23 protein-coding genes are annotated in these 22,518 nt (G+C 72.1%); 17 read left to right on the top strand and 6 right to left on the bottom strand.

The window, feature by feature from the left end; all coding sequences use genetic code 11:
• The first annotated feature begins 89 nt into the window (after positions 1-89).
• Positions 90-1,298 (top strand): chitinase, encoded by a 1,209-nt coding sequence (locus ACFU97_RS25185; protein ID WP_384260435.1) that lies wholly within the window; start codon positions 90-92, stop codon positions 1,296-1,298.
• 34 nt (positions 1,299-1,332) lie between these two features.
• On the opposite strand, the gene ACFU97_RS25180 is transcribed toward ACFU97_RS25185, so the two are convergent.
• On the bottom strand, positions 1,333-2,013 hold the full coding sequence (locus ACFU97_RS25180; protein WP_384260433.1) for an alpha/beta fold hydrolase: 681 nt from the start codon (positions 2,011-2,013) through the stop codon (positions 1,333-1,335).
• Positions 2,014-2,231: 218 nt separating this feature from the next.
• On the opposite strand from ACFU97_RS25180, the gene ACFU97_RS25175 reads away from it, so the two are divergent.
• Positions 2,232-2,966: an FAD binding domain-containing protein gene (locus ACFU97_RS25175; protein ID WP_384260430.1), complete on the top strand. Its 735-nt coding sequence runs from the start codon at positions 2,232-2,234 to the stop codon at positions 2,964-2,966.
• 36 nt (positions 2,967-3,002) lie between these two features.
• On the opposite strand, the gene ACFU97_RS25170 is transcribed toward ACFU97_RS25175, so the two are convergent.
• Entirely contained in the window at positions 3,003-3,743 is a 741-nt protein-coding gene (locus ACFU97_RS25170) for a GntR family transcriptional regulator (RefSeq protein ID WP_384260428.1), read from the bottom strand.
• Positions 3,744-3,953: 210 nt separating this feature from the next.
• On the opposite strand from ACFU97_RS25170, the gene ACFU97_RS25165 reads away from it, so the two are divergent.
• The 6 genes from ACFU97_RS25165 (at position 3,954) to ACFU97_RS25140 (ending at position 9,981) form a co-directional block, all read left to right on the top strand.
• Entirely contained in the window at positions 3,954-5,105 is a 1,152-nt protein-coding gene (locus ACFU97_RS25165; protein ID WP_384260426.1) for an ABC transporter substrate-binding protein, read from the top strand.
• On the top strand, positions 5,102-6,001 hold the full coding sequence (locus ACFU97_RS25160) for an ABC transporter permease (RefSeq protein ID WP_384260423.1): 900 nt from the start codon (positions 5,102-5,104) through the stop codon (positions 5,999-6,001). The genes ACFU97_RS25165 and ACFU97_RS25160 overlap by 4 nt, the downstream gene beginning before the upstream one ends.
• On the top strand, positions 5,986-6,804 hold the full coding sequence (locus ACFU97_RS25155; protein WP_384260421.1) for an ABC transporter permease: 819 nt from the start codon (positions 5,986-5,988) through the stop codon (positions 6,802-6,804). The genes ACFU97_RS25160 and ACFU97_RS25155 overlap by 16 nt, the downstream gene beginning before the upstream one ends.
• Positions 6,805-6,807: 3 nt before the next feature.
• Complete coding sequence (locus ACFU97_RS25150; protein ID WP_384260418.1) at positions 6,808-7,884, top strand: ABC transporter ATP-binding protein; 1,077 nt, start codon at positions 6,808-6,810, stop codon at positions 7,882-7,884.
• 64 nt (positions 7,885-7,948) lie between these two features.
• Positions 7,949-9,430 (top strand): HAD-IA family hydrolase, encoded by a 1,482-nt coding sequence (locus ACFU97_RS25145; RefSeq protein ID WP_384260415.1) that lies wholly within the window; start codon positions 7,949-7,951, stop codon positions 9,428-9,430.
• Between the two features lie 83 nt (positions 9,431-9,513).
• A complete protein-coding gene (locus ACFU97_RS25140) occupies positions 9,514-9,981 on the top strand; it encodes a hypothetical protein (RefSeq protein WP_384260413.1) in 468 nt (155 codons plus the stop codon).
• An 18-nt stretch (positions 9,982-9,999) separates the two neighbouring features.
• Here ACFU97_RS25140 and ACFU97_RS25135 read toward each other — a convergent pair whose 3' ends face one another.
• From ACFU97_RS25135 to ACFU97_RS25120, 4 genes are all read right to left on the bottom strand, one after another.
• Positions 10,000-10,995, bottom strand: coding sequence for an MASE1 domain-containing protein (locus ACFU97_RS25135; RefSeq protein ID WP_384260411.1), 996 nt, complete (start codon positions 10,993-10,995; stop codon positions 10,000-10,002).
• Positions 10,996-11,046: 51 nt separating this feature from the next.
• Positions 11,047-11,874 carry a PP2C family protein-serine/threonine phosphatase gene (locus ACFU97_RS25130; protein WP_384260408.1) on the bottom strand — a complete coding sequence of 276 codons (828 nt, stop codon included), beginning with the start codon at positions 11,872-11,874 and terminating at the stop codon, positions 11,047-11,049.
• Between the two features lie 154 nt (positions 11,875-12,028).
• On the bottom strand, positions 12,029-13,669 hold the full coding sequence (pgm, locus tag ACFU97_RS25125; protein WP_384260406.1) for a phosphoglucomutase (alpha-D-glucose-1,6-bisphosphate-dependent): 1,641 nt from the start codon (positions 13,667-13,669) through the stop codon (positions 12,029-12,031).
• Between the two features lie 80 nt (positions 13,670-13,749).
• Positions 13,750-14,937 (bottom strand): serine hydrolase domain-containing protein, encoded by a 1,188-nt coding sequence (locus ACFU97_RS25120; protein WP_384260403.1) that lies wholly within the window; start codon positions 14,935-14,937, stop codon positions 13,750-13,752.
• 242 nt (positions 14,938-15,179) lie between these two features.
• On the opposite strand from ACFU97_RS25120, the gene ACFU97_RS25115 reads away from it, so the two are divergent.
• The 9 genes from ACFU97_RS25115 (at position 15,180) to hypA (ending at position 22,420) form a co-directional block, all read left to right on the top strand.
• Entirely contained in the window at positions 15,180-15,854 is a 675-nt protein-coding gene (locus ACFU97_RS25115; protein WP_384260401.1) for a hypothetical protein, read from the top strand.
• A 154-nt stretch (positions 15,855-16,008) separates the two neighbouring features.
• Complete coding sequence (locus ACFU97_RS25110) at positions 16,009-17,550, top strand: hypothetical protein (protein WP_384260398.1); 1,542 nt, start codon at positions 16,009-16,011, stop codon at positions 17,548-17,550.
• A 1-nt stretch (position 17,551) separates the two neighbouring features.
• Positions 17,552-18,622: a hydrogenase expression protein HypE gene (locus ACFU97_RS25105; protein ID WP_384260396.1), complete on the top strand. Its 1,071-nt coding sequence runs from the start codon at positions 17,552-17,554 to the stop codon at positions 18,620-18,622.
• Positions 18,623-18,690: 68 nt separating this feature from the next.
• Positions 18,691-20,484, top strand: coding sequence for a nickel-dependent hydrogenase large subunit (locus ACFU97_RS25100; protein WP_384260394.1), 1,794 nt, complete (start codon positions 18,691-18,693; stop codon positions 20,482-20,484).
• The gene (locus tag ACFU97_RS25095; protein WP_384260391.1) at positions 20,477-21,034 is read left to right on the top strand and encodes a NifU family protein; all 558 of its coding nucleotides are present in this window, start codon (positions 20,477-20,479) and stop codon (positions 21,032-21,034) included. The genes ACFU97_RS25100 and ACFU97_RS25095 overlap by 8 nt, the downstream gene beginning before the upstream one ends.
• Positions 21,031-21,612 carry a DUF5947 family protein gene (locus ACFU97_RS25090; protein ID WP_384260389.1) on the top strand — a complete coding sequence of 194 codons (582 nt, stop codon included), beginning with the start codon at positions 21,031-21,033 and terminating at the stop codon, positions 21,610-21,612. The genes ACFU97_RS25095 and ACFU97_RS25090 overlap by 4 nt, the downstream gene beginning before the upstream one ends.
• Before the next feature lie 41 nt (positions 21,613-21,653).
• On the top strand, positions 21,654-21,860 hold the full coding sequence (locus ACFU97_RS25085; protein WP_384260387.1) for a hypothetical protein: 207 nt from the start codon (positions 21,654-21,656) through the stop codon (positions 21,858-21,860).
• A 28-nt stretch (positions 21,861-21,888) separates the two neighbouring features.
• Positions 21,889-22,074 carry a hypothetical protein gene (locus ACFU97_RS25080; protein WP_384260385.1) on the top strand — a complete coding sequence of 62 codons (186 nt, stop codon included), beginning with the start codon at positions 21,889-21,891 and terminating at the stop codon, positions 22,072-22,074.
• 7 nt (positions 22,075-22,081) lie between these two features.
• Positions 22,082-22,420, top strand: coding sequence for a hydrogenase maturation nickel metallochaperone HypA (hypA, locus tag ACFU97_RS25075; protein ID WP_384260382.1), 339 nt, complete (start codon positions 22,082-22,084; stop codon positions 22,418-22,420).
• The last annotated feature ends 98 nt before the right edge of the window (positions 22,421-22,518 follow it).

Genomic DNA, 22,518 nt, shown 5'->3' with positions numbered 1-22,518 from the left:
GTTTGGTCTAGTCCAACCCATGGACGGCGGTCGCGGGCCGGCAGGAAGCTGAGGCACTCCCTCCCCCACCCCCTCACCGGAGGCACACCGTGAGACGTCTTCGCGCATGTCTGGGCGCCGCAGCGGCAGTTGGACTCACCGCGGCGGGCACCACAGCACTGGTAGCAGGACATGCCTCGGGCGCGACCAGCGCGCTCGACAACCGCTGGTACGCGGCGGCCCCGTACCTGATGCCGCTGGACAACGACCCGCCGGACGCGGGCACCATCATGGACGCCACCGGCCTCAAGGCCTTCCAGCTCGCCTTCGTCCTCGCGCCCAACGGCGGCGGCTGCTCACCCACTTGGGGCGGCACCGCCCCCGTCTCCTCGGACACCGCGGTGCAGTCGGTCATCAACACCATCCGCGCCAAGGGCGGCGACGTCTCCGTCTCCATCGGCGGCTACGGCGGCACGAAGCTCGGCCAGGCGTGCTCGGACGCGGCGTCCACGGCGGCGGCCTACCAGCAGGTCATCACCAAGTACGGCCTGCACGCGATCGACTTCGACCTGGAGGAGCCGGAGTACGAGAACACCGCGGCCATCAGGAACGAGATCGGCGCCGCGAAGATCCTCCAGCAGAACAACCCCGGCCTGTACGTCTCCGTCACCACCGCCGGCACCGCCGACGGCACCGGCTGGTTCGGCAAGCAGATGCTGCTGGAGGCCAAGTCGCAGGGCTTCACGCCCAACAACTTCTCCATCATGCCGTTCGACGGCGGCTTCAACGGCGCCGCCTCGCAGACGAGCGCGCTCACCAACTTCAACTCGATCCTGCAGTCGACGTTCGGCTGGGACCAGGCGACCGCCTACGCCCACGAGGGCTTCTCCGGCATGAACGGGCGCAGCGACACGGGCGAGATGTTCACCCAGGCGGACTTCCAGACCGTGCTCGACTACGCCACCAGCCACAACATGGACCGCTTCACCTTCTGGTCGCTGAACCGCGACCGCCAGTGCAGCCCGCCGGACAACGGCGGCCGCACGTCGGGCACTTGCTCCAGCGTGGCGCAGAACTCGTGGGACTTCGCCAAGTACTCGGTGAAGTTCGCGGGCGCCACACCACCGTCCACGACCCCCACGCCGACTCCCACCCCGACGCCCACCTCCTGCAAGACCGCCTGGAGTTCGAGCTCCGTCTACACCGCCGGTGACGAGGTCTCGTACAACCAGCACAACTGGAAGGCCAAGTGGTGGACCCAGAACGAGGCGCCGGCCGCCTCCGACTGGGGGCCCTGGCAGGACGAGGGGGCGTGCTGACGCCTGACCGACGGACCCGCGGTGCCGTCCGCCCTCACAGGTGGACGGCACCCTCGGCCGCACACGCCTCTGCGGTCAACCCCTCGGCGCCCGCGTCCCCTTGGAGCATCTGGCCGACGACCTCGGTCGTGGCGCGATGCCATTCCCCGATGCGGCGGAGCATCGCGTGGTCGCCGCCCCCGACCACCACCAAGCCGGCCGTGGCCCCCGCCTCCCGGGCCCTGCGTACGTAGTCCGCCGACTCGGCCGGCGGGGTCACCCGGTCCTGGTCGCCGTGCAGCACCACCAGGCGCACACCGTCGAGATGGCGCGCGGAGTCCTGGGGCGGACACCACGGCGCCAGCGCCAGCACGCCGCGCACCAGCGGGTGCGACGCACAGCGCAGCGCCGCCCTGCCTCCCATCGAGTGGCCCACGAGGATCGTGGGCGCGTCCCCCGCTCGCCGGCGGAGTTCGTCGAGGGCCCGCAGGGCGTCGTCGGCGGGGTCGCCGTCGTTCCAGCCGCGGTGGCGGTAGCGGACCCGGCCGAGCAGGACGTCCCGGGATGCGCCCACCGCCGCGGCCCGCAGGACCGGGTGCATGCGGAGCGCGGCCAGTTGCCAGGGGCGCGCCGCCCGGTGGCTCAGCTCCGAACCACCGTGCAGGGTGATGATCGCCGCGGACGCCGCCCCGCGCGGCGCGTGCCGCACGATCAGCGCGGACTCGGCCCCCTGCACTGCTCCAGCGTGTCCCACGGGTACGGCACCCCTCTCGTCCGGACCCCCATCCTCCCCCGAAGATCCCGCGCGGCGAACACCGAGGGGGCGCACGGTGTAGATCAGTGAGCCCTGTACGCGCCTCCACGCGGGTGAGGAAAATGCGCGATGTCCGCGGGTTCACGCTCCCGGGCACGCGCACCTCAGCTCCAACTCGTCGAGAAAGCAGGTCCGCTCCCGTGCTGCTACGTCTGCCCGCGTCCGTGTCCGAAGCGCAGGAGTGCGTCGCCGAGGGAGCTGTCCCCGTCGGCGGGGCGACGCTGGTCTGGGCCGGCTGGCAACGCGACGGGTTCCCGGAGCGGGCCATGTCACTGCGCAACCTGCCCGAGGCCAACGTGATCACGGACGTGACGCTGGGCGCCGCCGTGGTGCTGGGCCGGATCGACGAGCGGGTGCCCGAGGTCCTGCACCGGGCCGCGTCCACGGTGGGCACGGGCGCCGTGCGCCGGACGGCGACCGTCGGCGGCAACATCGTGGGCAGCACGCTGCGCTGCCTGCTGCCGGCCGCCCTGGTCCTGGACGCCCGCGCGACGGTGCTCGACCGCGACCGCGTCTTCGAGACCGACCTCGCCGAGCTGGTCACCAAGCACCACCTGCTGCTCAGCCTGCACTGGCGGGCGCCGGTCGCGAGCAGCTACCGCAAGCTGCCCGTCGAGGCGGGCGGCCCGCCGCCGTTCGTCGTCGCCGCCGCGGTCCACACCGGCGACGACGGGCTCGGCCGCCTGCACGTCGCCGTCCGCGACGGCTACGACGTGCTCTCGGAGATCGTCCCCTGCAGCACGGGAAGCGACGAGGCGATCGGCGCGCTCGGCGCCACCTCCGTGGGTACGCTCCACTCCGCGGCCTGGCAGGTCGTGCGCGATCACGTCACCGCTCTGCTCAGCCGTCCGGTCGGCCGCCGCCCGAGGCAGTGAACGGGCCTTTGCCGTGGGGGCGTTGACGTCCGACGCTCACTCCGCCGTCTTGCGCGCCAGGGCGTTGTTGTCCATCGAGTTGTGCACGCTGAAGCTCACCGCGTCCGAGCGGTAGCGGTCGTCGGACCACTCCACCGGGCGCCCTTCGCGGGTGGTGGTGACGCGCCGGACACGGAGCAGGGGGCTGGTACGCCGGATGCCGAGCAGTTCGGCGTCCTGCGCACCGGCCGCGACCGCGTCGATGACGTGCTCGCCGTAGGCGAAGACCAAGCCGGTTCCGTCGTAAAGGAGTTGGGTGACGGAGGCGGCGTCCGGGTCGAGCTTCTCGACGGCGGGTGAGATCCAGTCGGCGTAGACCGTGCGCTCCAGCAGGACCGGTTCGCCGTCCAGGCCGCGGACCCGCAGGACGTGCAACACCCGTACACCTTCGCGCAGTTGGAGCCGTGCGGCGTCCTGCGCGGAGGCCGGCAGGTACTCCTGCGCCACCACGTGCCCGGTCGCCTCCCGGCCCATGGCCCGCGCCCACTGGGCGAAACTGCGCAGCTCGGCGAAGCTCTGGCTGCGGCGGCTGGCCAGCACGACCCGGCGGGCACCCTGCCGGGAGCCGATCAGGCCCTCGGCCGTCAGCGCGGCGACGGCCTGGCGGACGGTGCCGCGCGAGACGCCGTAGTGGGCGGCGAGCTCGGTCTCGGCGGGCAGCCTGCTGCCGACCACGTACTCCTCGCGGTCGATCGCGCGCCGCAGGGCGTCGGCGATCTCCTCGTGTCGCGTCCCCACCGTTCCCCTCCGAGTCGGCATCTGTGCACAGCGTGACCAGCGTAGACGAGACCCCTCGGTGATCGCGCTTTCCTCTGATTGTGCAGGGAATCAGCGGTAAAGATTTCGCCACAGTTTACGGAAGCGATACCGCGGACCGCCTTACTGGGGCCAACTTGTTCAGACAAGTTCTCACCCTCGTGCGTCACCTGCGCCCCTTCTGGAGTCACCGTGTCCCAGCCGAGAACCGTCGCACTGAGCGGCGCGCTCGCCGTCGTCGCCGCGCTCGCCCTGAGCGCCTGCGGCGCCGCTCCCGACAACGCCTCGACCACCGCCGACGGCAAGAACGCCGCCACGGCCACCTCCGCGGCCGACTTCGGCGGGCTCGACGCCCTGGTGAAGGCCGCCAAGAAGGAGGGGACGCTGCACGCCATCGCGCTGCCCCGCGACTGGGCCAACTACGGCGCCCTCATCGACGGGTTCACCAAGAAGTACGGCATCAAGATGCAGGTGGAGAACCCCGACGGCTCCAGCCAGGACGAGATCAACGCCGTGACCTCCCGCAAGGGCCAGGACCGCACCCCGGACGTGCTGGACCTCGGCAGCTCGTTCGCGCTCAGCGCCGCCCAGCAGGGCCTGCTCGCGCCGTACAAGGTGGCCTCGTTCGCCGACATCCCGGCCGCGCAGAAGGACCCGCGGGCGCGCTGGTACAACGACTACGGCGGCTACATCTCCATCGGCTGCGACGCCAAGCGCGTGAAGACCTGCCCGACCACCTTCGCCGATCTGCTCAAGCCGCAGTACAAGGGCCAGGTCGCGCTCAACGGCAACCCCACGAAGTCGGGTTCGGCCTTCGGCGGCGTGTACGCGGCGGCGCTCGCGAGCGGCGGCTCCTTCGACGACATCCAGCCCGGCCTCGACTTCTTCGCCAAGCTGAAGAAGAACGGCAACTACACGCCCGTCGAGTCGACTCCGGCGACCGTCGAGAAGGGCGAGACGCCGATCAGCATCGACTGGGACTACCTCAACGCAGGCTACGCCGACGAGTTCAAGTCCAAGGGCGTCGACTGGAAGGTGTCGGTGCCGTCCGACGGCAAGTTCTCGCAGTACTACTCGCAGGCCGTCAACAAGGACGCCCCGCACCCGGCGGCCGCGCGCCTGTGGCAGGAGTACCTGTACAGCACCGAGGGCCAGAACCTGTGGCTCAAGGGCTACGCCCGTCCGGCCCTGATGACGGCCATGGACAAGGCCGGCACGCTCGACAAGAGCGCCGCCGCCAAGCTGCCGAAGGTCTCCGGCACGCCGTCCTTCCCGACCGAGGCCCAGCAGAGCAAGGCCAAGACGGTCATCGCGCAGGGCTGGGCGAAGGCCGTCTCCGGATGACGGCCACGCTCACGCGGGCCGACGTGGTGACCGCCGCTTCCCCGAAGCGGCGGCGCCGCGCCGGCGGCCTGCTCGCCGTCGTCCCGGTGCTGCTGTTCACAGCGATCGCCTTCGGGGTCCCCGCGATCGCCATGCTGGACGGCGCCTTCACGGTCAAGGACCAGACCACGGGCGCCGGTTCGTACAGCACGGCGAACCTGACCACCTCGTTGCACGGCGCGTATCTCACGGCGCTGCTCGGCAGCGTCAAGCTGTCCGCGGTCTCCGCGGGCATCGCCGCCGTGCTCGGGCTGCCGCTCGCACAGGTCGTGGTCACCTCCCGGTTCCGCGCGCTGCGCGAGGCGGTGCTCACCGCGTCCGGGGTGCTCGCCAACTTCGGCGGTGTCCCGCTGGCGTTCGCGTTCGTGGCGACGCTCGGCAACGCCGGTGTCCTGACACGGCACTTGGGCCTCACCGCGAAGGGCTGGAACCTCTACAGCTTCTGGGGACTGGTCATCGTCTACCTGTACTTCCTCATCCCGCTGATGGTGCTCACCATCACGCCGGCCCTGGAGGGCCTGCGCACCCAGTGGCGGGAGGCGGCGCAGAACAACGGGGCCACCTCCGTGCAGTACTGGCGGCACGTTGCCCTGCCCGTCCTGCTGCCGTCGCTGCTCGGCGGGCTGGTGCTGCTCTTCGGCAGCGCGTTCGCCGCGTACGCCACCGCCGCCGCCATGGTGGGCAGTTCGGTCCCGATGGTCACCCTGCAGATCGCCGACGCCATCTCCGGCAACGTGCTGGTCGGCCAGGAGAACGTGGCGCTCGCCCTCAGCCTCGACATGGTCCTGGTCGCGGGCCTGGTCATGGCCGTGTACCTGCCCCTGCAACGACGGAGCGCGCGATGGCTCGACGCCTGAACCCGTGGCGGTGGGTCGTCCTCGGCCTCGCCGCCCTGTACTTCCTGGTCCCGCTCGCCGCGTCCGTGGTCTTCACCGTCGACGTGCCGGGCCAGGGCGTCACCTTCGACGCCTACCGCGAGATCGTCTCCACCGCGGGCTTCGGCTCCAGTCTGCTGCTGTCGCTCGAACTCGCCCTGGCCACCATCGCGTTGGTCCTGCTCCTGATGGTGCCCGCCATGGTCGCGCTCAGGCTCGGCGCGCCCCGGCTGCGGCCGGTGGTGGAGGTGGTGTGCTCGCTGCCGCTGGTCGTGCCGCCGATCGCCTTCGTGGCCGGCATCTCCACGGTGCTGAAGTGGGGTCCCGAGTACCTCTCTCGCACCCCGCTCTTCGAGACCTTCGTGGCCGTCCAGAACCCGGACTTCCCGTTCGTGCTCGTCCTCGCGTACGTCGTGATGGCGCTGCCGTTCGTGTACCGGGCGCTGGACTCCGGGCTGCGCGCCATCGACGTGCGCACCCTGGTCGAGGCCGCCCGCAGCTGCGGCGCCCCCTGGCCGCAGGCGCTGCTGCGGGCCGTGCTGCCCAATCTGCGCGGGGCCCTGCTCAACGCCTCCTTCCTCACCCTCGCACTGGTCCTCGGTGAGTTCACCGTGGCCCAGCTGCTCGGCTTCCAGCCGTTCGCGGTGTGGATCTACAGCGTCGGCGGCTCGCAGGCCCAGCTGTCCGTCGCCGTGTCCGTGCTGAGCCTGCTCGTCACATGGGCCCTGCTCCTCGCGCTCGCCGGTGTCGGCGGGCGCAACCGTACCGCTTCGTCCCGGGGATGAACCATGACCGCCACCACGCTTGAGAAGACCTCCGTCGACAAGGCCGCCACGGTCGAATTCCGCGGACTGCGCCGGGAGTTCGGGGCGACCGTCGCCCTCGACGGGCTGGACCTGACGGTGCAGCCCGGCGAGTTCCTGGCGCTGCTCGGCCCCTCCGGCTGCGGCAAGACGACCGCGCTGCGCATGCTCGCCGGGTTCGAGCACCCCGACTCCGGCGAGGTGCTGGTCGACGGCGAGGACGTCACCCGGGTGCCGGCCCACCGCCGGGACGCCGGGATGGTGTTCCAGTCGTACAGCCTCTTCCCGCATCTGAACGCTCTCGACAACGTCGCCTTCGGACTGCGGATGCGGAAGGTGGGCACGGCCGAACGCCGGTCGCGGGCGGCCGGGTTGCTGGATCTCGTCGGTCTCGCCGACAAGGGCGACCGGTTCCCGCACCAGCTCTCCGGCGGCCAGCAGCAGCGCATCGCGCTGGCCCGCGCCCTCGCGCTGCGCCCCCGCGTCCTGCTGCTGGACGAACCGCTGTCCGCGCTGGACGCCAAGGTGCGGCTCACGCTGCGCGAGGAGATCCGCCGACTGCAGCAGGAACTCGGCATCACCACACTGTTCGTGACGCACGATCAGGAAGAGGCCCTGTCGGTCGCCGACCGGGTCGCCGTGATGCGCTCCGGCCGGCTCGAACAGTGCGCCGAACCGGCCGAGTTGTACGGCCGCCCCGCCACCGCCTTCGTCGCGGAGTTCGTCGGCACGATGAGCCGGATCCCCGGGCAGCTGTCCGGCTCCACCGTGGAGGTCCTGGGGCTGCGGCTGCCCGCCGAGGGCACCCTCCCCGCGGCGGGCGAGGTGGACGTGCTGGTGCGGCCCGAGGCCGTGCAGGTCACCGCGGACGACACCGGCGACGCCCGGGTGATCGCCACCGCGTTCCTCGGCGCGGCCACCCGCCTCACCGTGCGGCTGGCCGACGGCACCGAGGTGAAGGCCGACCTGCCCACGCACGAGGCCGCCGCGGTGAGCGCCGGAGCGGCCGTACGGGTGTCGCTCCCGGAGCGGCCGGTGCTGGTCACCGCACGCGCGGCGTGACCCGCCCGAGACTCGTCACCCGGCACTCCCCCACACACCCGCACCCCACGCGAAAGAAGAGACCGTGACCCGACCCCCGCTCCAGGCCGTCCTCTTCGACATGGACGGCACGCTCGTCGACACCGAGCGCCTGTGGTGGGAGGCGGTGCACCGGATCGCGTCGGACCTCGGCCGGCCGCTGACCGACGCCGACCGCCCGGAGGTGCTCGGGCGGCCCGTCGAGCACACCGCGGCCTGGCTCGGCGGGCTCACGGCCGAGCCGGCCGGGCGGCTGGCGGACCTCCTGCACCGGGAGTTCACCGAACGCGTCCGCACCGGCATCGAGCCGCGCCCCGGCGCGATCGCCCTCCTCGACGCCCTCGCCCGCGAAGGCGTCCCCACCGCACTGGTCACCGCCTCCCCGCGCACCGTCACCGACGACGTCCTGACCGTGCTGGGCACCGACCGCTTCCGGGTCTGCGTCACCGCGGACGACACGGCGCACACCAAGCCCGCCCCCGACCCCTATCTCGCCGCCTGCCGGGCCCTCGGTGTCGACCCGGCGCACTGCGTGGCCGTCGAGGACACCCCCACCGGCGTCAGCTCCGCGGAGGCGGCCGGCTGCACGGTGCTCGCGGTGCCGTCGCTGGCCCCGATCGACCCGGCACCGGGCCGGACGGTCGTGGCGAGCCTGGAGCAGGTGACCCCCGACCGGCTGCGCTCCCTGGTCGGCCGGCCCCGGCTGCGCGTGCTGAGCTGGAACCTCTGGTACGGCGGCACGAAGGTCGACGACCACCGCGCCAAACAGCTCAAGGTCATCCTGGACACCGAGGCCGACGTCGTGGGCCTCCAGGAGACCGCGGCCACCTCGGCCGCGGAGCTCGCCGAGGCGCTCGGGTGGCACCACCATCAGGCCGGCGAGAACCTCGGCATCATCAGCCGACACCCCATCACGGCCCGCCTCGGCGACCCGGACGTCGGCTTCTACGGAGCGGCGGGCGCCCGGATCCGCGTCGACGCCGCGCACGAGGTGGACGTATGGACGGCCCATCTCCACTACACGCCGTACGGCCCCTACGAGGCGGCCTTCGACGGGCTCGGCGCCGAGGAGCTGATCGCCCATGAGGACGTACGGCTGGAGCAGATGCGGGAGACCCTGCGGCGGATCGGGGAGTCGGCGGACGCGGCCACCCCGGTGATCCTCACCGGCGACTTCAACTGCCCGTCCCACCTGGACCGGCCCGAGGTGGCCTGGCCCGTGACACGGGCGGCCGAGGCGGCCGGGCTGCGCGACTCCTACCGCGAGGCCCACCCCGACCCCGGCCGCGCGCCCGGCCACACCTGGTCGCCGGTGCACACCTGGAACGAGGACGACCCCTCCCGCCGGGAGCCGCAGGACCGCATCGACTACGTCCTGCACAACGGCCGCGGCCTGAGCGTCGTCGACTCCCGCACCGTCGTCACCGGCACCCCGCGCGACTGGCCGGACGTGACGGGCAACGACTGGCCCTCGGACCACGCGGCGGTCCTGACGACCTTCACCGTCGGTCCTGTCCGCCCGGCCTGATCCGGTTGCTCCGTCCGAGTGGTGGATCCGTGTGGGCGGTCGTAGCGTCGTAGCGTCGGTACGTGACGACTGGGGGAAGCACCATGCGCAGGTACGCACTGAGGACCGCGGTGACCGTCCTGTTCGCCGCCTCGCTCGCGGCGGCGGCCGGAGCGCCCTCGTCCGCCCGGCCGACGGCGGCGCCGGCCGCGGACGAGGCGCGCCAGCAGCCACGCTCTCCCGTGCTCGTGGACTGTCTGTGGCACCCGAAGGTGCGCCCAGCCTCCTTCATCCTCGCGTGCGGCGACGGCAACAGCCGGCTGGTCTCGCTGCACTGGTCGCAGTGGGGTCGGCACGCGGCGCGGGCCGAGGGCGTCAACCTCGTCAACGACTGCAAGCCCTACTGCGCGGCGGGCCGGTTCCACTCCTACCGGGTGACCGTCCGGCTCGACCACGTCAAGCCCTGGAAGAAGCACCCCCGGCTGCCGCACTACGGCCGGATGACCCTGACGTACGAGGGCCGCACGCCGGCGAACTTCCCGAAGACGGTGTCGTACCCCCTGTGGGACTGAGTCCCCCTCCGGACGCCGTCACAGACGGTCGTCCGTGTCCCTGGGCGGCCGGACCTGCGGATTCTCCCCCGCGGTGAGGTGTTCCAGGACCTCGACGAGTTCCTTGCACGCCTGCTCCACCGAGCGCCGGGTGTTGAGCTGCTCGCTGATCACGGCGGAGAGCAGGAGAGCGGTCAGCGCCATCGCCCCGTTGAAGGCCTGGAGCTTGATCATCACCTCGATGCGGGTCATCCGGGCGAACGGCCCGATCTGGTCCGTCGCCGCGACGGTGGCCATGACGGAGGCGAAGAGGGCGCAGAGCATGCTGCCCGCGAGCTGGAAGCGCAGGGCCGCCCAGATCAGCAGCGGATAGACCAGGAACAGCATGCTCACGTCGCTGCGGCTGGCGTAGGGCACGATCACCAGGGCGGCGGCGACCAGGCCCACGGTCTCCTTCCACCGGGACGCGTGCAGCCGGCCGCGCGCCTCGTACAGCACCAGGAGGACCGGCGTGATGATCAGGACGCCCATCGCGTCGCCGGCCCACCACGCCGACCAGACGACCCAGAAGCCGTCCCCGGCGAGCTTGCCGGTCAGGACCAGCAGGCCGGCACCGACGGTCGCGCTGATCAGCGTGGCCGTGAAGGCCCCCAGGAACACGAGGGCGAAGCCGTCGCGCAGCCGGCCGAGGTCGTTGCGGAAGCCCACCCTGCGCAGCAGGAAGTACGCGCAGAGGGGGGCCGCGGTGTTGCCCACGAGGGTGCCGACCACGGCGGGCTGGATCGAGGTGATGGACATGACGACGAAGAGCGCGCCCAGCGCGATACCCGGCCAGGTGCGCAGCCCGAACAGGAGCAGGCAGGCGACCGCGACGCCGGTGGGCGGCCAGATGGGTGTGACGACGGCGTGCTCGACGACGAGCTGCCGCAGCAGCCCGAGCCGGCCGGCGGCGTAGTAGCAGGCGGCGACGGCCAGCGTCTGGAGGGCGAAGACGGCCGGCCGCCGCAGGTCCTGAAGAGCCACCACAGCTGCCATCAGACACCGAGGCCGCCCCGACGGCGAGGCGAACAGGGCCGTGGCGCGGCCCTACGGCTGAGCGAACGGCCCGTCGTGGCCGACGACGAGCACGGCCGCGTCGTCCTCGTGACCGACACTTTCGGCCACCTTCATCACGCCCTCGGCGAGCGCGTCGGCCTCCATCCCGGCGACCGCGGCGATACCCGCGAGCCGTACGACCTGCTGCAGGCCGTCCTCGACGGACAGCGACGGTCCCTCGACGACGCCGTCGGTGAGCATCACGAAGACGCCGCCCGTCGTCAGCTGGTAACGGGTCACCGGGTAGCACGTCCCGTGCTGGATGCCCAGCGGAGGCCCGCCCTCGTCCTCGGCGATGCCGGACTTTCCGTCCGCCGTGGCCCAGATGTGCGGGATGTGCCCGGCCCGCGCGCTCTCCAGCACCCCGGTGGACGGGTCGAGCCTTATGAAGGTGCAGGTGGCGAAGAGGTCGGTGCCGAGGGTGAGGAGCAGGTCGTTGGTCCGGGAGAGGAGTTCGCCGGGCTCGCTGGTGACGGAGGCGAGCGCACGCAGGCCGACCCGGACCTGGCCCATGAAGGCGGCCGCCTCGATGTTGTGGCCCTGGACGTCGCCGATGGACAGTCCGATACGGCCGTCCGGCATCGCGAAGGCGTCGTACCAGTCGCCGCCCACGTTGAGCCCGTGGCAGGCGGGCACGTAGCGGACGGCGAGGTGGAGGCGGCCGGCGGAGGGCAGGTCCCGGGGCAGCATGCCGCGCTGGAGGGCGAGCGCCAACTCCACCTGGGAGCGCTGCAGCTCGGCGAGCTCGCGGGCCTGGGCGGTCAGCGACCCGAGTCTGGTGAGCAGTTCGTCGCCGTGCTCTGCACGCTCGAGGGACATCGATCACTCCGGCGGGGCCGTGGGCCAAAGCCCCTTCAGGGTAAACCGCATCATGACGCGTTTAAGGGGATGATAGCGACATAACGGGTGGAGTAGGCCGCGGCGAGGTTCCGCCGGTCACCTCGCCGCGGCCTGTGCCCCTCGAACCGGCGGCTCAGCCGCCGAGCGCCGCCATCACCACGTCCTTCGCCTCCTCCTGCACCTGCCGCAGGTGGTCCGAGCCGCGGAAGGACTCGGCGTAGATCTTGTAGACGTCCTCGGTCCCCGAGGGCCGGGCGGCGAACCAGGCGTTCTCGGTGCTCACCTTGATGCCGCCGATGGGCGCGCCGTTGCCGGGCGCCTCGGTGAGCACGCCGGTGACCGGCTCGCCGGCCAGCGTGTCGGCGGTGACCTGTGCGGGGGAGAGCTTGGCCAGCAGCGCCTTCTCCTCACGCGTCGCCGGGGCGTCGATGCGCGCGTAGGCGGGTTCGCCGAAGCGGGCGGTCATGGCCGCGTAGTGCTGCGACGGCGTCTTCCCGGTGACCGCGATGATCTCGGAGGCGAGCAGCGCCAGGATGATGCCGTCCTTGTCCGTGGTCCACACCGAGCCGTCGCGGCGCAGGAAGGACGCCCCGGCGGACTCCTCGCCGCCGAACCCGATGGAGCCGCCGACCAGTCCGTCCACGAACCACTTGAACCCCACGGGCACCTCGACCAGCCGCCGTCCCAGGTCGGCGGCGACGCGGTCGATCATGCCGGAGGACACCAGGGTCTTGCCGATCCCGGCGTCGGCGGGCCACTCGGTGCGGTGGGCGTACAGGTAGGCGATGGCCGTGGCCAGGTAATGGTTGGGGTTCATCAGCCCCGCGTCCGGCGTGACGATGCCGTGCCGGTCGGCGTCGGCGTCGTTGCCGGTGGCGACCTGGAAGCGGTCGCGCTGCTCGATGAGGGAGGCCATCGCGTACGGCGAGGAGCAGTCCATCCGGATCTTGCCGTCCCAGTCGAGCGTCATGAAGCGCCAGGTGGGGTCGGCGAGCGGGTTGACCACGGTCAGGTCGAGCCGGTGCTGTTCGGCGATACGGCCCCAGTAGGCGACCGACGCCCCGCCGAGCGGGTCGGCGCCGATGCGGACGCCGGCGGCGCGGACCGCGTCCAGGTCCAGCACGTTGGGCAGGTCGGCGACGTAGGCACCGAGGTAGTCGTGGCGGCGGGTGGTCTCGGCGGCGAGCGCGCGGGTGTACGGGATGCGCCGTACGTCCTTCATGCCGCTGCCGATGATCTCGTTGGCCCGGTCCTGAATCCAGGAGGTGGCGTCGGAGCCGGCCGGGCCGCCGCTCGGCGGGTTGTACTTGAAGCCGCCGTCGGCGGGCGGGTTGTGCGAGGGGGTGACCACCACGCCGTCCGCGAGGCCGGAGGCGCGGCCGCGGTTGTGGCTGAGGATGGCGTGCGAGACCGCGGGCGTGGGCGTGTAGCCGTCCGCGCTGTCGACGAGCACGGTCACGCCGTTGGCCGCGAACACCTCCAGCGCGGTGACCCGCGCGGGCTCGGACAGGGCGTGGGTGTCGGCGCCGAGGAAGAGCGGGCCGTCGGTGCCCTGCTGGTCCCGGTACTCGCAGATCGCCTGGCTGGTCGCGGCGATGTGGTCCTCGTTGAACGCGGTCGCCAAGGACGATCCGCGGTGCCCCGACGTGCCGAACGCCACCCGCTGCCCCGGATCGGCGGGGTCGGGGTGCAGGGCGTAGTACGCCGTGACCAGCCGGGCGACGTCGACGAGGTCCTCGGGGGCGGCCGGCTTGCCCGCTCGCTCGTGCTGCATGTGCCCGCTCCTCCACATGGGTTGACCAAAACGCTTGCCGCCCCATCTTCGCTCGTCACCGGGCGGACAGCGAGAGCGGGTCAGTGCCGGGAACGCGAGAGCAGCGCGCAGACGAAGTTCTCCTGAACGGCACGCATGCGGCTCAACAGGTCGGGGGTCTGCGACGCGTTGATCTGCGTGGTGACGGAGAAGGTCAGCGAGCGCCGGCCGTCGGGTGTGGCGGCGATCAGCTGCGTGTAGCCCAGGGTGTTGCCGGTGTGCCCCAGCACCACGCCGCACCGGGTGGTGTACCGGAAGAGCGCGAGACCGGCCATGTTCGCGCCGGGGCCCGCCGGTTCGGACGCGCCGGGGATCCAGCGCCGCTGCTCGCGCACGAGCCGTCCGTCGTAGAGCGCGCCGCCGACGTAGCCGCGGACGAAGCGTGTCATGTCGGCCGGCGTGGAGATGATCCCTCCCGACGCCCAGGAACCTGAGGCGCCGATGACCTCGCTGACGTCCTCCGGCGGCGGGGCCGTGTCGTAGCCGTGCAAATAGGGCTCGGGGATCCGGTAGCCCTGGGGAAGGCTGGTGGCGCGCAGGCCGAGCGGCCGGTAGACGAGCGTGCGCAGGAGTTGCTCGTACGGGGTGCGGGTCGCGGCCTCCGCCATGAGCGCCACGGCGATGTTGTCGGAGTTGGAGTAGCGGTACTGGCTGCCCGGCGGGAAGTTCAGGGGCTGGTCGGCGACGAAGTCGAGGAGGCGGCGGGAGTCGAAGACATGGTGCGGGTCGGCGGTGATGATGCTCCGGAACTCGGCGTCCTGCGAGTAGTCCGGCAGACCGCTGGTGTGGTTGAGGAGCTGGCGCAGCGTCACGGCGTGCCAGGCCGCGGGGAGGCCCGGCAGCCGTTCGCCCAGCGTCTCGTCCAGCCGCAGCGCGTGCCGGTTCACCAGGCTCAGCGCCACCGCCCCGCTGAACGCCTTCGCCGTGCTGGCGATGCGCATGTGGTCGCGGACGCTCGGGCTCCGTCCGGTGGCGAGGTCCGCGACACCTGCCCGGACGACCCGGGTGGCGCCGTCCCGCTGCAGCACGGCGATGGCGCCGGGCGGCCCGCCGGGAGCCCGCACGAGCTGCTCGAGCTGCGCCTGGAGGTCGCCGTCGCGCGGCGCGGGAACGGCCGCGTTGCCCGTGGCCGGCCGGCACAGCGCGGTCAGGCATACGGCGACGACACAGCCGGCGCGCAGGCGGGAACGGAGCGCGGGCGAACGGGTCGGGACGAGGCGAAGGGGCATCAAAACTCCCTGGGCGGACCGATGTTGCAGCCCAGCCTTTCCCCGCGCCCGGCACCGGGCCCTCCCGGCTGCTGCATCCGGCCCAACGGAGCGACCACCGGTCGCCGCGCGTGCGCGACGGCGTGGGTGATCCGCCAGCACCACCTACTCCCGCCGCAGTACTCCGCCACTGCGCTCGGAGTAGCCGGAACCCGCTTCCCCGGCAGGACGACCGCCCCGGCCCGTCGGCCGAGCATGAGGGAATGATTCTCATCGAACTCTTCGCACCCGCGGGCGTCCTGGACCAGGCACAGCGCCAGGAGGCGGGCAGACGGCTCGTCGACGCGCTGATGGGCACCGAGGACTCCCACGCCCAGGCGGTGATGGACTCCGCCCGCGCGCTGACGCAGGTCCTCGTCCACGAGCCCGCCGCGTGGGTCACCGGCGACCGCGCTGGGGTCGACCCCACCGATCCCGAGGGCTCGTCCGTTCCCGCCAACCCGCCCCGCTACCTGGTCCGCGTCACCGCCCCGGCCGCCTGGCGCAAGGAGATGAGCGGTCATGCCATCGACCGCCTCACCCAGGCCCTCTGCGAGACCGAGGCGGCGGCCGGCCGCGATCCCGATCGGCTCCGCGACGAGCCGCACGCCCTGGTCCACGTCGTCGGTGTCGCCGAGGGCAGCCTCGGCCTGTACGGCCGTCCCATGGGCAGCCTCGACCTCATCCGGCACCTGACCGCCCCGCACCGTGACGCCGTGGCACAGCTGGCCACGGACGACCTGCCGCCCGGCACCGTCATCGACCCGGTCTGCGGCATGACCGTCGACCTCGCCGCCACCGACCTCACCCTCGAGGTCGACGGCACCGTGCACGGGTTCTGCAACGGCCAGTGCCGGCGCATCTTCGCCGACGAGCACGGGATACCGCTGAGCGCCTAGCGGTCACCTCGTACCGGACCCGCTCCCCCTGTCCCGCCCCGCACCACCTCGTCACCTGAACGGCTCACGCAGGTCTGCCGGAAGAGGCGGGGCCCGGTTTGCCGGGTGACCGTGGTGGAAGGCATGGGCGCGCATCCGGATCCGAGGAGGCGGGATGGCAGAGGGCCTGACCGAGGCCGAGGCGGTGCGCGCTGTGCCGGAAAGCGGCGCAGGGCGGGCGCCGGAGCCGGTGCGCCGCGGCTTCGAGGAGCTGGGCGCCGTCGCCGACGCCGTCCTCTACGAGGGCTATCTGCTCTACCCGTACCGTCGCTCCTCGGCCAAGAACCGTGTGCGCTGGCAGTTCGGCGTGCTCTTCCCCCGCGACTGGGCGGAGGCGTCCGGGCCGGTCCTCCCGGGGCTGTCCGGAGCGACGGACTCCTGGTACCAGCAGACCGAGTGCCTGGTGCGCGCCCGGCGGGCCGACGCCGTCGTACGGGTGCGGGTGCGGTACCTGCAGACGCAGCACAAGCAGGTGGAGGAGGCCGGCCCGGAGGGCGGCCACCGTGCGGTCGCGTCACTGCGGACCGCAGACGGCACGACGCATCTGACCTTCGAGGAGGCCGTGCCGCGCGAGGCCGAACTCTCCGTCCCCCTGCGCGACTTGCTGAGGAGCGGACGTACCGTCTCCGTCGGAGCACCGGGCGCCACGGAGGTCGAACCGCTGCCCGGGCTCGCCGGGCGGGTGGTCCGGTGGCGCGAGGAGGTACGGGCGGAGGCCACGCTCACGGCCGAGCGGCTCTGCGAGGACGTCTGCCGGCTCCGGGTGCGCACGGTGAACTGCGGGCCGGCGCCCGATCCGCGGGCCCCGCGCGACAAGGCCCTGTGCCGCGCCCTCGTCGCCACGCACACGCTGATCACCGGCGACGGCCTGGAGTTCGCCTCGCTGATCGATCCGCCCGAGGAGCTGCGCGAGCACGCCCGCGCGTGCCGAAACGAGTTCACCTTCCCGGTACTCGGGGGCGAGGTCCCCGCCGAGGAGACGGGCACCGGCGCGCTCGTGCTGTCCTCGCCGATCATCCTGCCCGACCACCCCCAGGTGGCGCCCGAGAGCCCCGGCGATCTGCACGACGCCGCGGAGATCGACGAGATCCTGACCCTGCGCACCATGCTGCTGACGGACGAGGAGAAGCTGGAGGCCCGCGCCACCGACCCGCGGGCCGCCGCGATCCTCGACCGGGTCGACACGATGCCGCCGGAGGTCTTCGCGCGTCTGCACGGTGCCGTCCGCTCCCTGACACCGGCCGCCCCCGCCCCCGAACGCCCCGCCTGGTGGCGCGAGGACGCCGAGGCGGGGCTGTCCCCGGCCACCGACACCGTGCTCGTCGACGGCATCGCCCTGCGCGGAGGCAGCCGTGTGCGGCTGCGTCCCCGGGGCCGCGGCGCCGACGCCCAGGACATGTTCCTGGCCGGGCGGACCGCCCAGGTGGCCGCCGTGCTGCGGGACGTGGACGGCAGCACCCACCTGACCGTCACCCTCGACGACGACCCCGCGGCCGAACTCAACAGCTGGTACGGCCGCTTCCACTACTTCCGGCCCGACGAACTCGAACCGCTCGAGGCCGCCGACGCACCGGACCGGCCGCGGGCCCCGGCTTCCGCCGCAGCCCCGGCAGTGCTCCCGACCGACTCCGACACCCCCTGCAGCGGAGGCCGATGACATGACAGCGCAACCCACCGAAGGCGAACACACCGAGGCCCGCAAGGGCATCGACGAGATCCACATCCTCTGGATCTCCGAGGGCATGAGCTGCGACGGCGACACCGTCTCCCTGACGGCCGCCGACCAGCCCTCCATCGAGGACATCGTGCTCGGCCTGATCCCGGGCCTGCCGAAGGTGAACCTGGTCAACAAGGTGCTCTCCCCGAGCCTGGGCGGCGAGGACTTCCTCGCGCCCTACCGCGCCGCGGCCCGCGGCGACCTGGCGCCGTTCATCCTCGTCATCGAGGGCTCGATCCCCAACCAGAACATCATCGAGGGCGACGGCTACTGGACGTCCTTCGGCAACGACCCGGAGACCGGCGAGCCGCACACCCTCAACTGGTGGATCGACCAGCTCGCCCCGAAGGCCTGGGCGGTGGTCGCCGCCGGCACCTGCGCGACGTTCGGCGGCATCCACGCGATGGCCGGCAACCCGACCGGCTGCATGGGCCTCGCGGACTACCTCGGCTGGGACTACACGTCGCAGGCCGGGCTGCCCGTGGTCAACGTGCCCGGCTGCCCGATCCAGCCCGAGAACTTCATGGAGACCCTGGTCTGGGTCCTCCAGCACGCGGCCGGTGACGCTCCCCCGCCCCCGCTGGACCACATGCTGCGCCCGCAGTGGCTGTTCGGGAAGACGGTCCACGAGGGCTGCGACCGCGGCTCGTACTACGAGCAGGCGACCTTCGCGAGCGACTACAACTCCCCCAAGTGCCTGGTGAAGACCGGCTGCTGGGGCCCGGTCGTCAACTGCAACGTGCCCAAGCGCGGCTGGATGGCCGGCGTCGGCGGCTGCCCGAACGTGGGCGGCATCTGCATCGGCTGCACCATGCCCGGCTTCCCCGACGCCTTCATGCCGTTCATGGACGAGCCGCCCGGCGGAACGCTGTCGTCGCTCGTCATCAAGCCGTACGGCGCCGTCATCCGCCGCCTGCGCGGCTTCACCAACGAGCTCGTCAACCACGAGCCCAGATGGCGCCACAACAAGGAGAAGCTGACCAGCGGTTACGACCCGCACTGGCGGCCCTGACACCGCGCGAACGCCCGCACTCCACCCACGGACCCGAGGAACACCGACAGCTAGGGGCAGCAACAGCCATGACCACCACCGAGGCACGGCCCACCGGACGCAAGCCGCCGCAGATCGTGGACATGTCCTGGGATCCGATCACACGCATCATCGGCAACCTGGGCATCTACACGAAGATCGACTTCGCCAACCAGGAAGTCGTGGAGTGCCACAGCACTTCGTCCCTGTTCCGCGGCTACTCGGTGTTCATGAAGGGCAAGGACCCGCGCGACGCGGGCTTCATCACCTCGCGCATCTGCGGCATCTGCGGCGACAACCACACCACCTGCTCGGGCTACGCACAGCAGATGGCGTACGGCGTGAAGCCGCCCCGGCTGGCCGAGCACATCGTCAACCTCGGCGAGGCGGCGGAGTACATCTTCGACCACACGATCTTCCAGGACAACCTGGTCTTCGTGGACTTCTGCGAGGCGATGGTCAAGGCCACCAACCCCGGCGTGCTGGCCCGCGCCGAGCGCACCGACGCACCCCACGGCCACATCCACGGCTACCGGACCATCGCCGACATCATGAAGGCGTTCAACCCCTTCGAGGGCGAGGTCTACAAGGAGGCCCTGAAGGTCAGCCGGATCACGCGGGAGATGTTCTGCCTGATGGAGGGGCGGCACGTGCACCCCTCCACGCTGTATCCGGGCGGTGTCGGCACGTTGCCGCAGCCGACCGTCTTCACCGACTACCTCAGCCGGCTCATGCGGGTCATCGACTTCGTCAAGAAGGCCGTCGCCATGAACGACGACGTCTTCGACTTCTTCTACGAGGCGCTGCCCGGCTACGAGGAGGTCGGCCGCCGCCGCACCCTGCTCGGCTGCTGGGGCGCCTGGCAGAACCCGGACGTCGTGGACTACCGCTACGAGAACATGAACGCCTGGGGCAAGGCGATGTACGTGACCCCGGGCATCATCGTCGACGGCGAGCTGGTCACCAACAACCTCGTCGACATCAACCTCGGCCTGCGCATCATGCTGGGCAGCTCGTACTACGAGGACTGGGTGAACGAGCAGCCCTTCGTCACCCACGACCCGCTCGGCAACCCCGTGGACATGCGCCACCCCTGGAACCAGACCACCGTCCCGGTGCCGCAGAAGCGGGACTTCGACGACAAGTACAGCTGGGTGATGAGCCCGCGCTGGCTCGACGGGCGCACCGGCGACCACCTCGCGCTGGACACGGGCGGCGGCGCACTGGCCCGGCTGTGGTCGACCGCGCTCAGCGGCCTGGTCGACACCCCGTACGTCAAGGCCACCGGCAACAGCGTGCGCATCTCGCTGCCCAAGGGCGAGACGCTGCCGGAGACGACCCTGGAATGGCGGGTCCCGAAGTGGAGCAACACCCTCGAACGCGACCGCGCCCGGCCGTACTTCGTCGCCTACGCGGCCGCGATGGCCCTGCAGTTCGTGGAGGAGGCCATGGGCCTGGTGCGGGCCGGCGACACCAAGGTGTTCGAGAACTTCGAGGTGCCCGACGAGGCGATCGGCTGCGGCTTCCACGAGGCGGTGCGCGGCGTGCTCTCCCACCACCTGGTGATCAAGGACAAGAAGATCGCCAACTACCACCCGTATCCACCCACCCCGTGGAACGCCAGCCCCCGCGACAAGTTCGGCACCCCCGGCCCGTACGAGGACGCCGTCCAGGGCCAGCCGATCTTCGAGGAGAACGGGCCGGACGACTTCAAGGGCGTCGACATCATGCGCACCGTGCGCAGCTTCGACCCGTGTCTGCCGTGCGGTGTGCACATGTACGTCGGCAACGGCAAGACGCTGACGACCCTGCACTCGCCGACGTACGGGGCCGACCATGGCTGAGGCCGGGGCACCGGCCGGGCGGCTCGCGGACCCGGCGGTCGAGGGCCGGCTCGCCCGGCTCGACGAGCTGCTGGCCGGACTGGAGTCGGCGCCCGGCCCCGCCAACCGCTCCGCGATCGAGGCGGTCCGGCTGCTGACCGAGATCTACGGCGAGGCGCTGGCCCGCGTCATGGACCACGCGGACGAGCGGCTGGCGGCGCACCTCACCGAGGACGAGCTGGTGGGACACCTGCTGGTCCTGCACGCCATCCACCCGGAACCCGCCGAGCGGCGGGCCGCCCGCGCGGTGGAGCGTCTGCGGCCCGCGGTGCGCGAGCGCGGCGGGGACGTGGAGTGGGCGGGCGTGGAGGAGGGGGTGGGCCGGGTCCGGCTGACCGCGGGCGGCGGCTGCGGTTCCGGGTGCGGCGGCGGGTCGGCCGACGTCTCGGCCGTGGTCCGCGAGGCGGTGCTGGCCGCCGCTCCCGAGCTGACGGCCGTCGAGCCGGTACAGGCAGCCGCTCCGGCCGCCTTCGTGCCGCTGACCGACCTGACGCGCCGGGTGGCACGGTGACCACGGACGGGGCCCTGGCCCGCCTCATCCGCACACCGGTGGAGGCCGACGAGCGGTGCGACCTGTGCGCCGCGCCGGTGGCCGGCGAGCATCCGCACCTCTACGACACCGGGGAGCACCGGATCTGCTGCGCCTGCGGCCCCTGCTCCGTGCTGTTCGCCGGCGACGGAGCGGGCGAGGGCCGCTACCGCCTCGTTCCCCGCAGGCGGATCAGGCTGCCCCGGGTGGACACTGAGGTCCTGGGCGTGCCCGTCGGGCTGGTCTTCTTCGTCCCCCGGGCCGACGGCACGGTCACCGCCGAGGGTCCGAGCCCGGCCGGGGCCATGCGGTGGGAGGTGGACGCGGCGGCCTGGCAGCGCCTGGCCGCGGCGCATCCGCAGCTCGCCGCCATGGAGCCCGACGTCGAGGCCCTGCTCGTCAACACCGTCCACGGCCTCGACCACCACTGGCTCGTACCGGTCGACGACTGCTTCCGCATGGTCGCCGTCGTACGCCACGCGTGGCAGGGCCTGTCCGGGGGCGGCGAGGTCTGGCCGGCCGTCGAGAGGTTCTTCGCGGACCTCACCGAACGGTCGTGAGGACGCACTCCGCTCCGCGGAGGCGAGGAAGGAGCACATCCATGGGCAGCATCAGGGTCGGCCGCGCCGAGGCCAAGCCCGACCAGACCGGGCATGTGCCCGGCATGCACCAGGGCAACAAGGGGCCGTACGAGCGCCAGGTCGGCCATCACGAGGACGGCACCGCCGACGCGCGCCGCTCCACCGGGATCCATTGGAAGCGGCACGACGCCCTCCTGGACGTCATGCCGAACATCTCTCCGGCATGAGGGAACAGACAGTAGGGAGTCGCCGGACATGACGGTCCAACGAACGGGAAGCACAACGGCATCGCGCACGGGTCAGCGGCTGCTGATGGCCGAGGCCGCGGTGGTCGGCGCCCTGGTCCTCGCGCTGTTCGTGCGGGAGTTGCCGAGCCTGCGGCGCGAGCTGCGGATCTGGCGGATGGCCGGCGGGATGCGCGCCGGCAACCGCTACCCGTGAGCCCGCCGTGCACGAGTTGTCGATCGCGACCGCGATCGTCGAGCGGGCCGACGAGCTCGCCCGGGCGGACGGGACGGACGCCGTCTCGGCGGTGACCGTCCGGGTCGGCGAGCTGTCCGGCGTCGTTCCCGACGCCCTGACTTTCGCCTTCGAGGTGGCCCGGGACGGCACCGCCCTCGCCGCGGCCCGGCTCGTGGTCGAGCACGTCCCCGCGCAGGCCTACTGCGGCCCGTGCGCCGAGGAGTTCGCGGTCGGCATGCCGCCGTTCTTCTGGTGCCCGCGCTGCGATCGGCCCTCCAGCGAGCTGCGCAGCGGCCGGGAGCTGGAGATCACCGGGATCGGCTGACGTGGCGAGGGGCCCCCCCACACCCCGCTCCCCCCCTCGGGCCCCCCCTCCCCCCGCCCCCCCCACACCCCCCACCCCCCCCCCCCCCCTAAACCCCC

It is taken from the genome of Streptomyces sp. NPDC057616 (assembly GCF_042800575.1).
Classification (GTDB): domain Bacteria; phylum Actinomycetota; class Actinomycetes; order Streptomycetales; family Streptomycetaceae; genus Streptomyces.
Note: the sequence above shows the minus strand (reverse complement) of the source record. Positions and strands in the feature narration are given on the sequence as shown.

Bases quoted from the DNA above. Each gene is read 5' to 3' on its own strand.
- ACFU97_RS25160 (WP_384260423.1), top strand. From the start codon at position 5,102: ATGACGGCCACGCTCACGCGGGCCGACGTGGTGACCGCCGCTTCCCCG.
- ACFU97_RS25155 (WP_384260421.1), top strand. From the start codon at position 5,986: ATGGCTCGACGCCTGAACCCGTGGCGGTGGGTCGTCCTCGGCCTCGCC.
- ACFU97_RS25150 (WP_384260418.1), top strand. From the start codon at position 6,808: ATGACCGCCACCACGCTTGAGAAGACCTCCGTCGACAAGGCCGCCACG.
- ACFU97_RS25140 (WP_384260413.1), top strand. From the start codon at position 9,514: ATGCGCAGGTACGCACTGAGGACCGCGGTGACCGTCCTGTTCGCCGCC.
- ACFU97_RS25135 (WP_384260411.1), bottom strand. From the start codon at position 10,995: ATGGCAGCTGTGGTGGCTCTTCAGGACCTGCGGCGGCCGGCCGTCTTC.
- ACFU97_RS25130 (WP_384260408.1), bottom strand. From the start codon at position 11,874: ATGTCCCTCGAGCGTGCAGAGCACGGCGACGAACTGCTCACCAGACTC.
- pgm (WP_384260406.1), bottom strand. From the start codon at position 13,669: ATGCAGCACGAGCGAGCGGGCAAGCCGGCCGCCCCCGAGGACCTCGTC.
- ACFU97_RS25120 (WP_384260403.1), bottom strand. From the start codon at position 14,937: ATGCCCCTTCGCCTCGTCCCGACCCGTTCGCCCGCGCTCCGTTCCCGC.
- ACFU97_RS25115 (WP_384260401.1), top strand. From the start codon at position 15,180: ATGATTCTCATCGAACTCTTCGCACCCGCGGGCGTCCTGGACCAGGCA.
- ACFU97_RS25110 (WP_384260398.1), top strand. From the start codon at position 16,009: ATGGCAGAGGGCCTGACCGAGGCCGAGGCGGTGCGCGCTGTGCCGGAA.
- ACFU97_RS25105 (WP_384260396.1), top strand. From the start codon at position 17,552: ATGACAGCGCAACCCACCGAAGGCGAACACACCGAGGCCCGCAAGGGC.
- ACFU97_RS25100 (WP_384260394.1), top strand. From the start codon at position 18,691: ATGACCACCACCGAGGCACGGCCCACCGGACGCAAGCCGCCGCAGATC.
- ACFU97_RS25095 (WP_384260391.1), top strand. From the start codon at position 20,477: ATGGCTGAGGCCGGGGCACCGGCCGGGCGGCTCGCGGACCCGGCGGTC.
- ACFU97_RS25085 (WP_384260387.1), top strand. From the start codon at position 21,654: ATGGGCAGCATCAGGGTCGGCCGCGCCGAGGCCAAGCCCGACCAGACC.
- ACFU97_RS25080 (WP_384260385.1), top strand. From the start codon at position 21,889: ATGACGGTCCAACGAACGGGAAGCACAACGGCATCGCGCACGGGTCAG.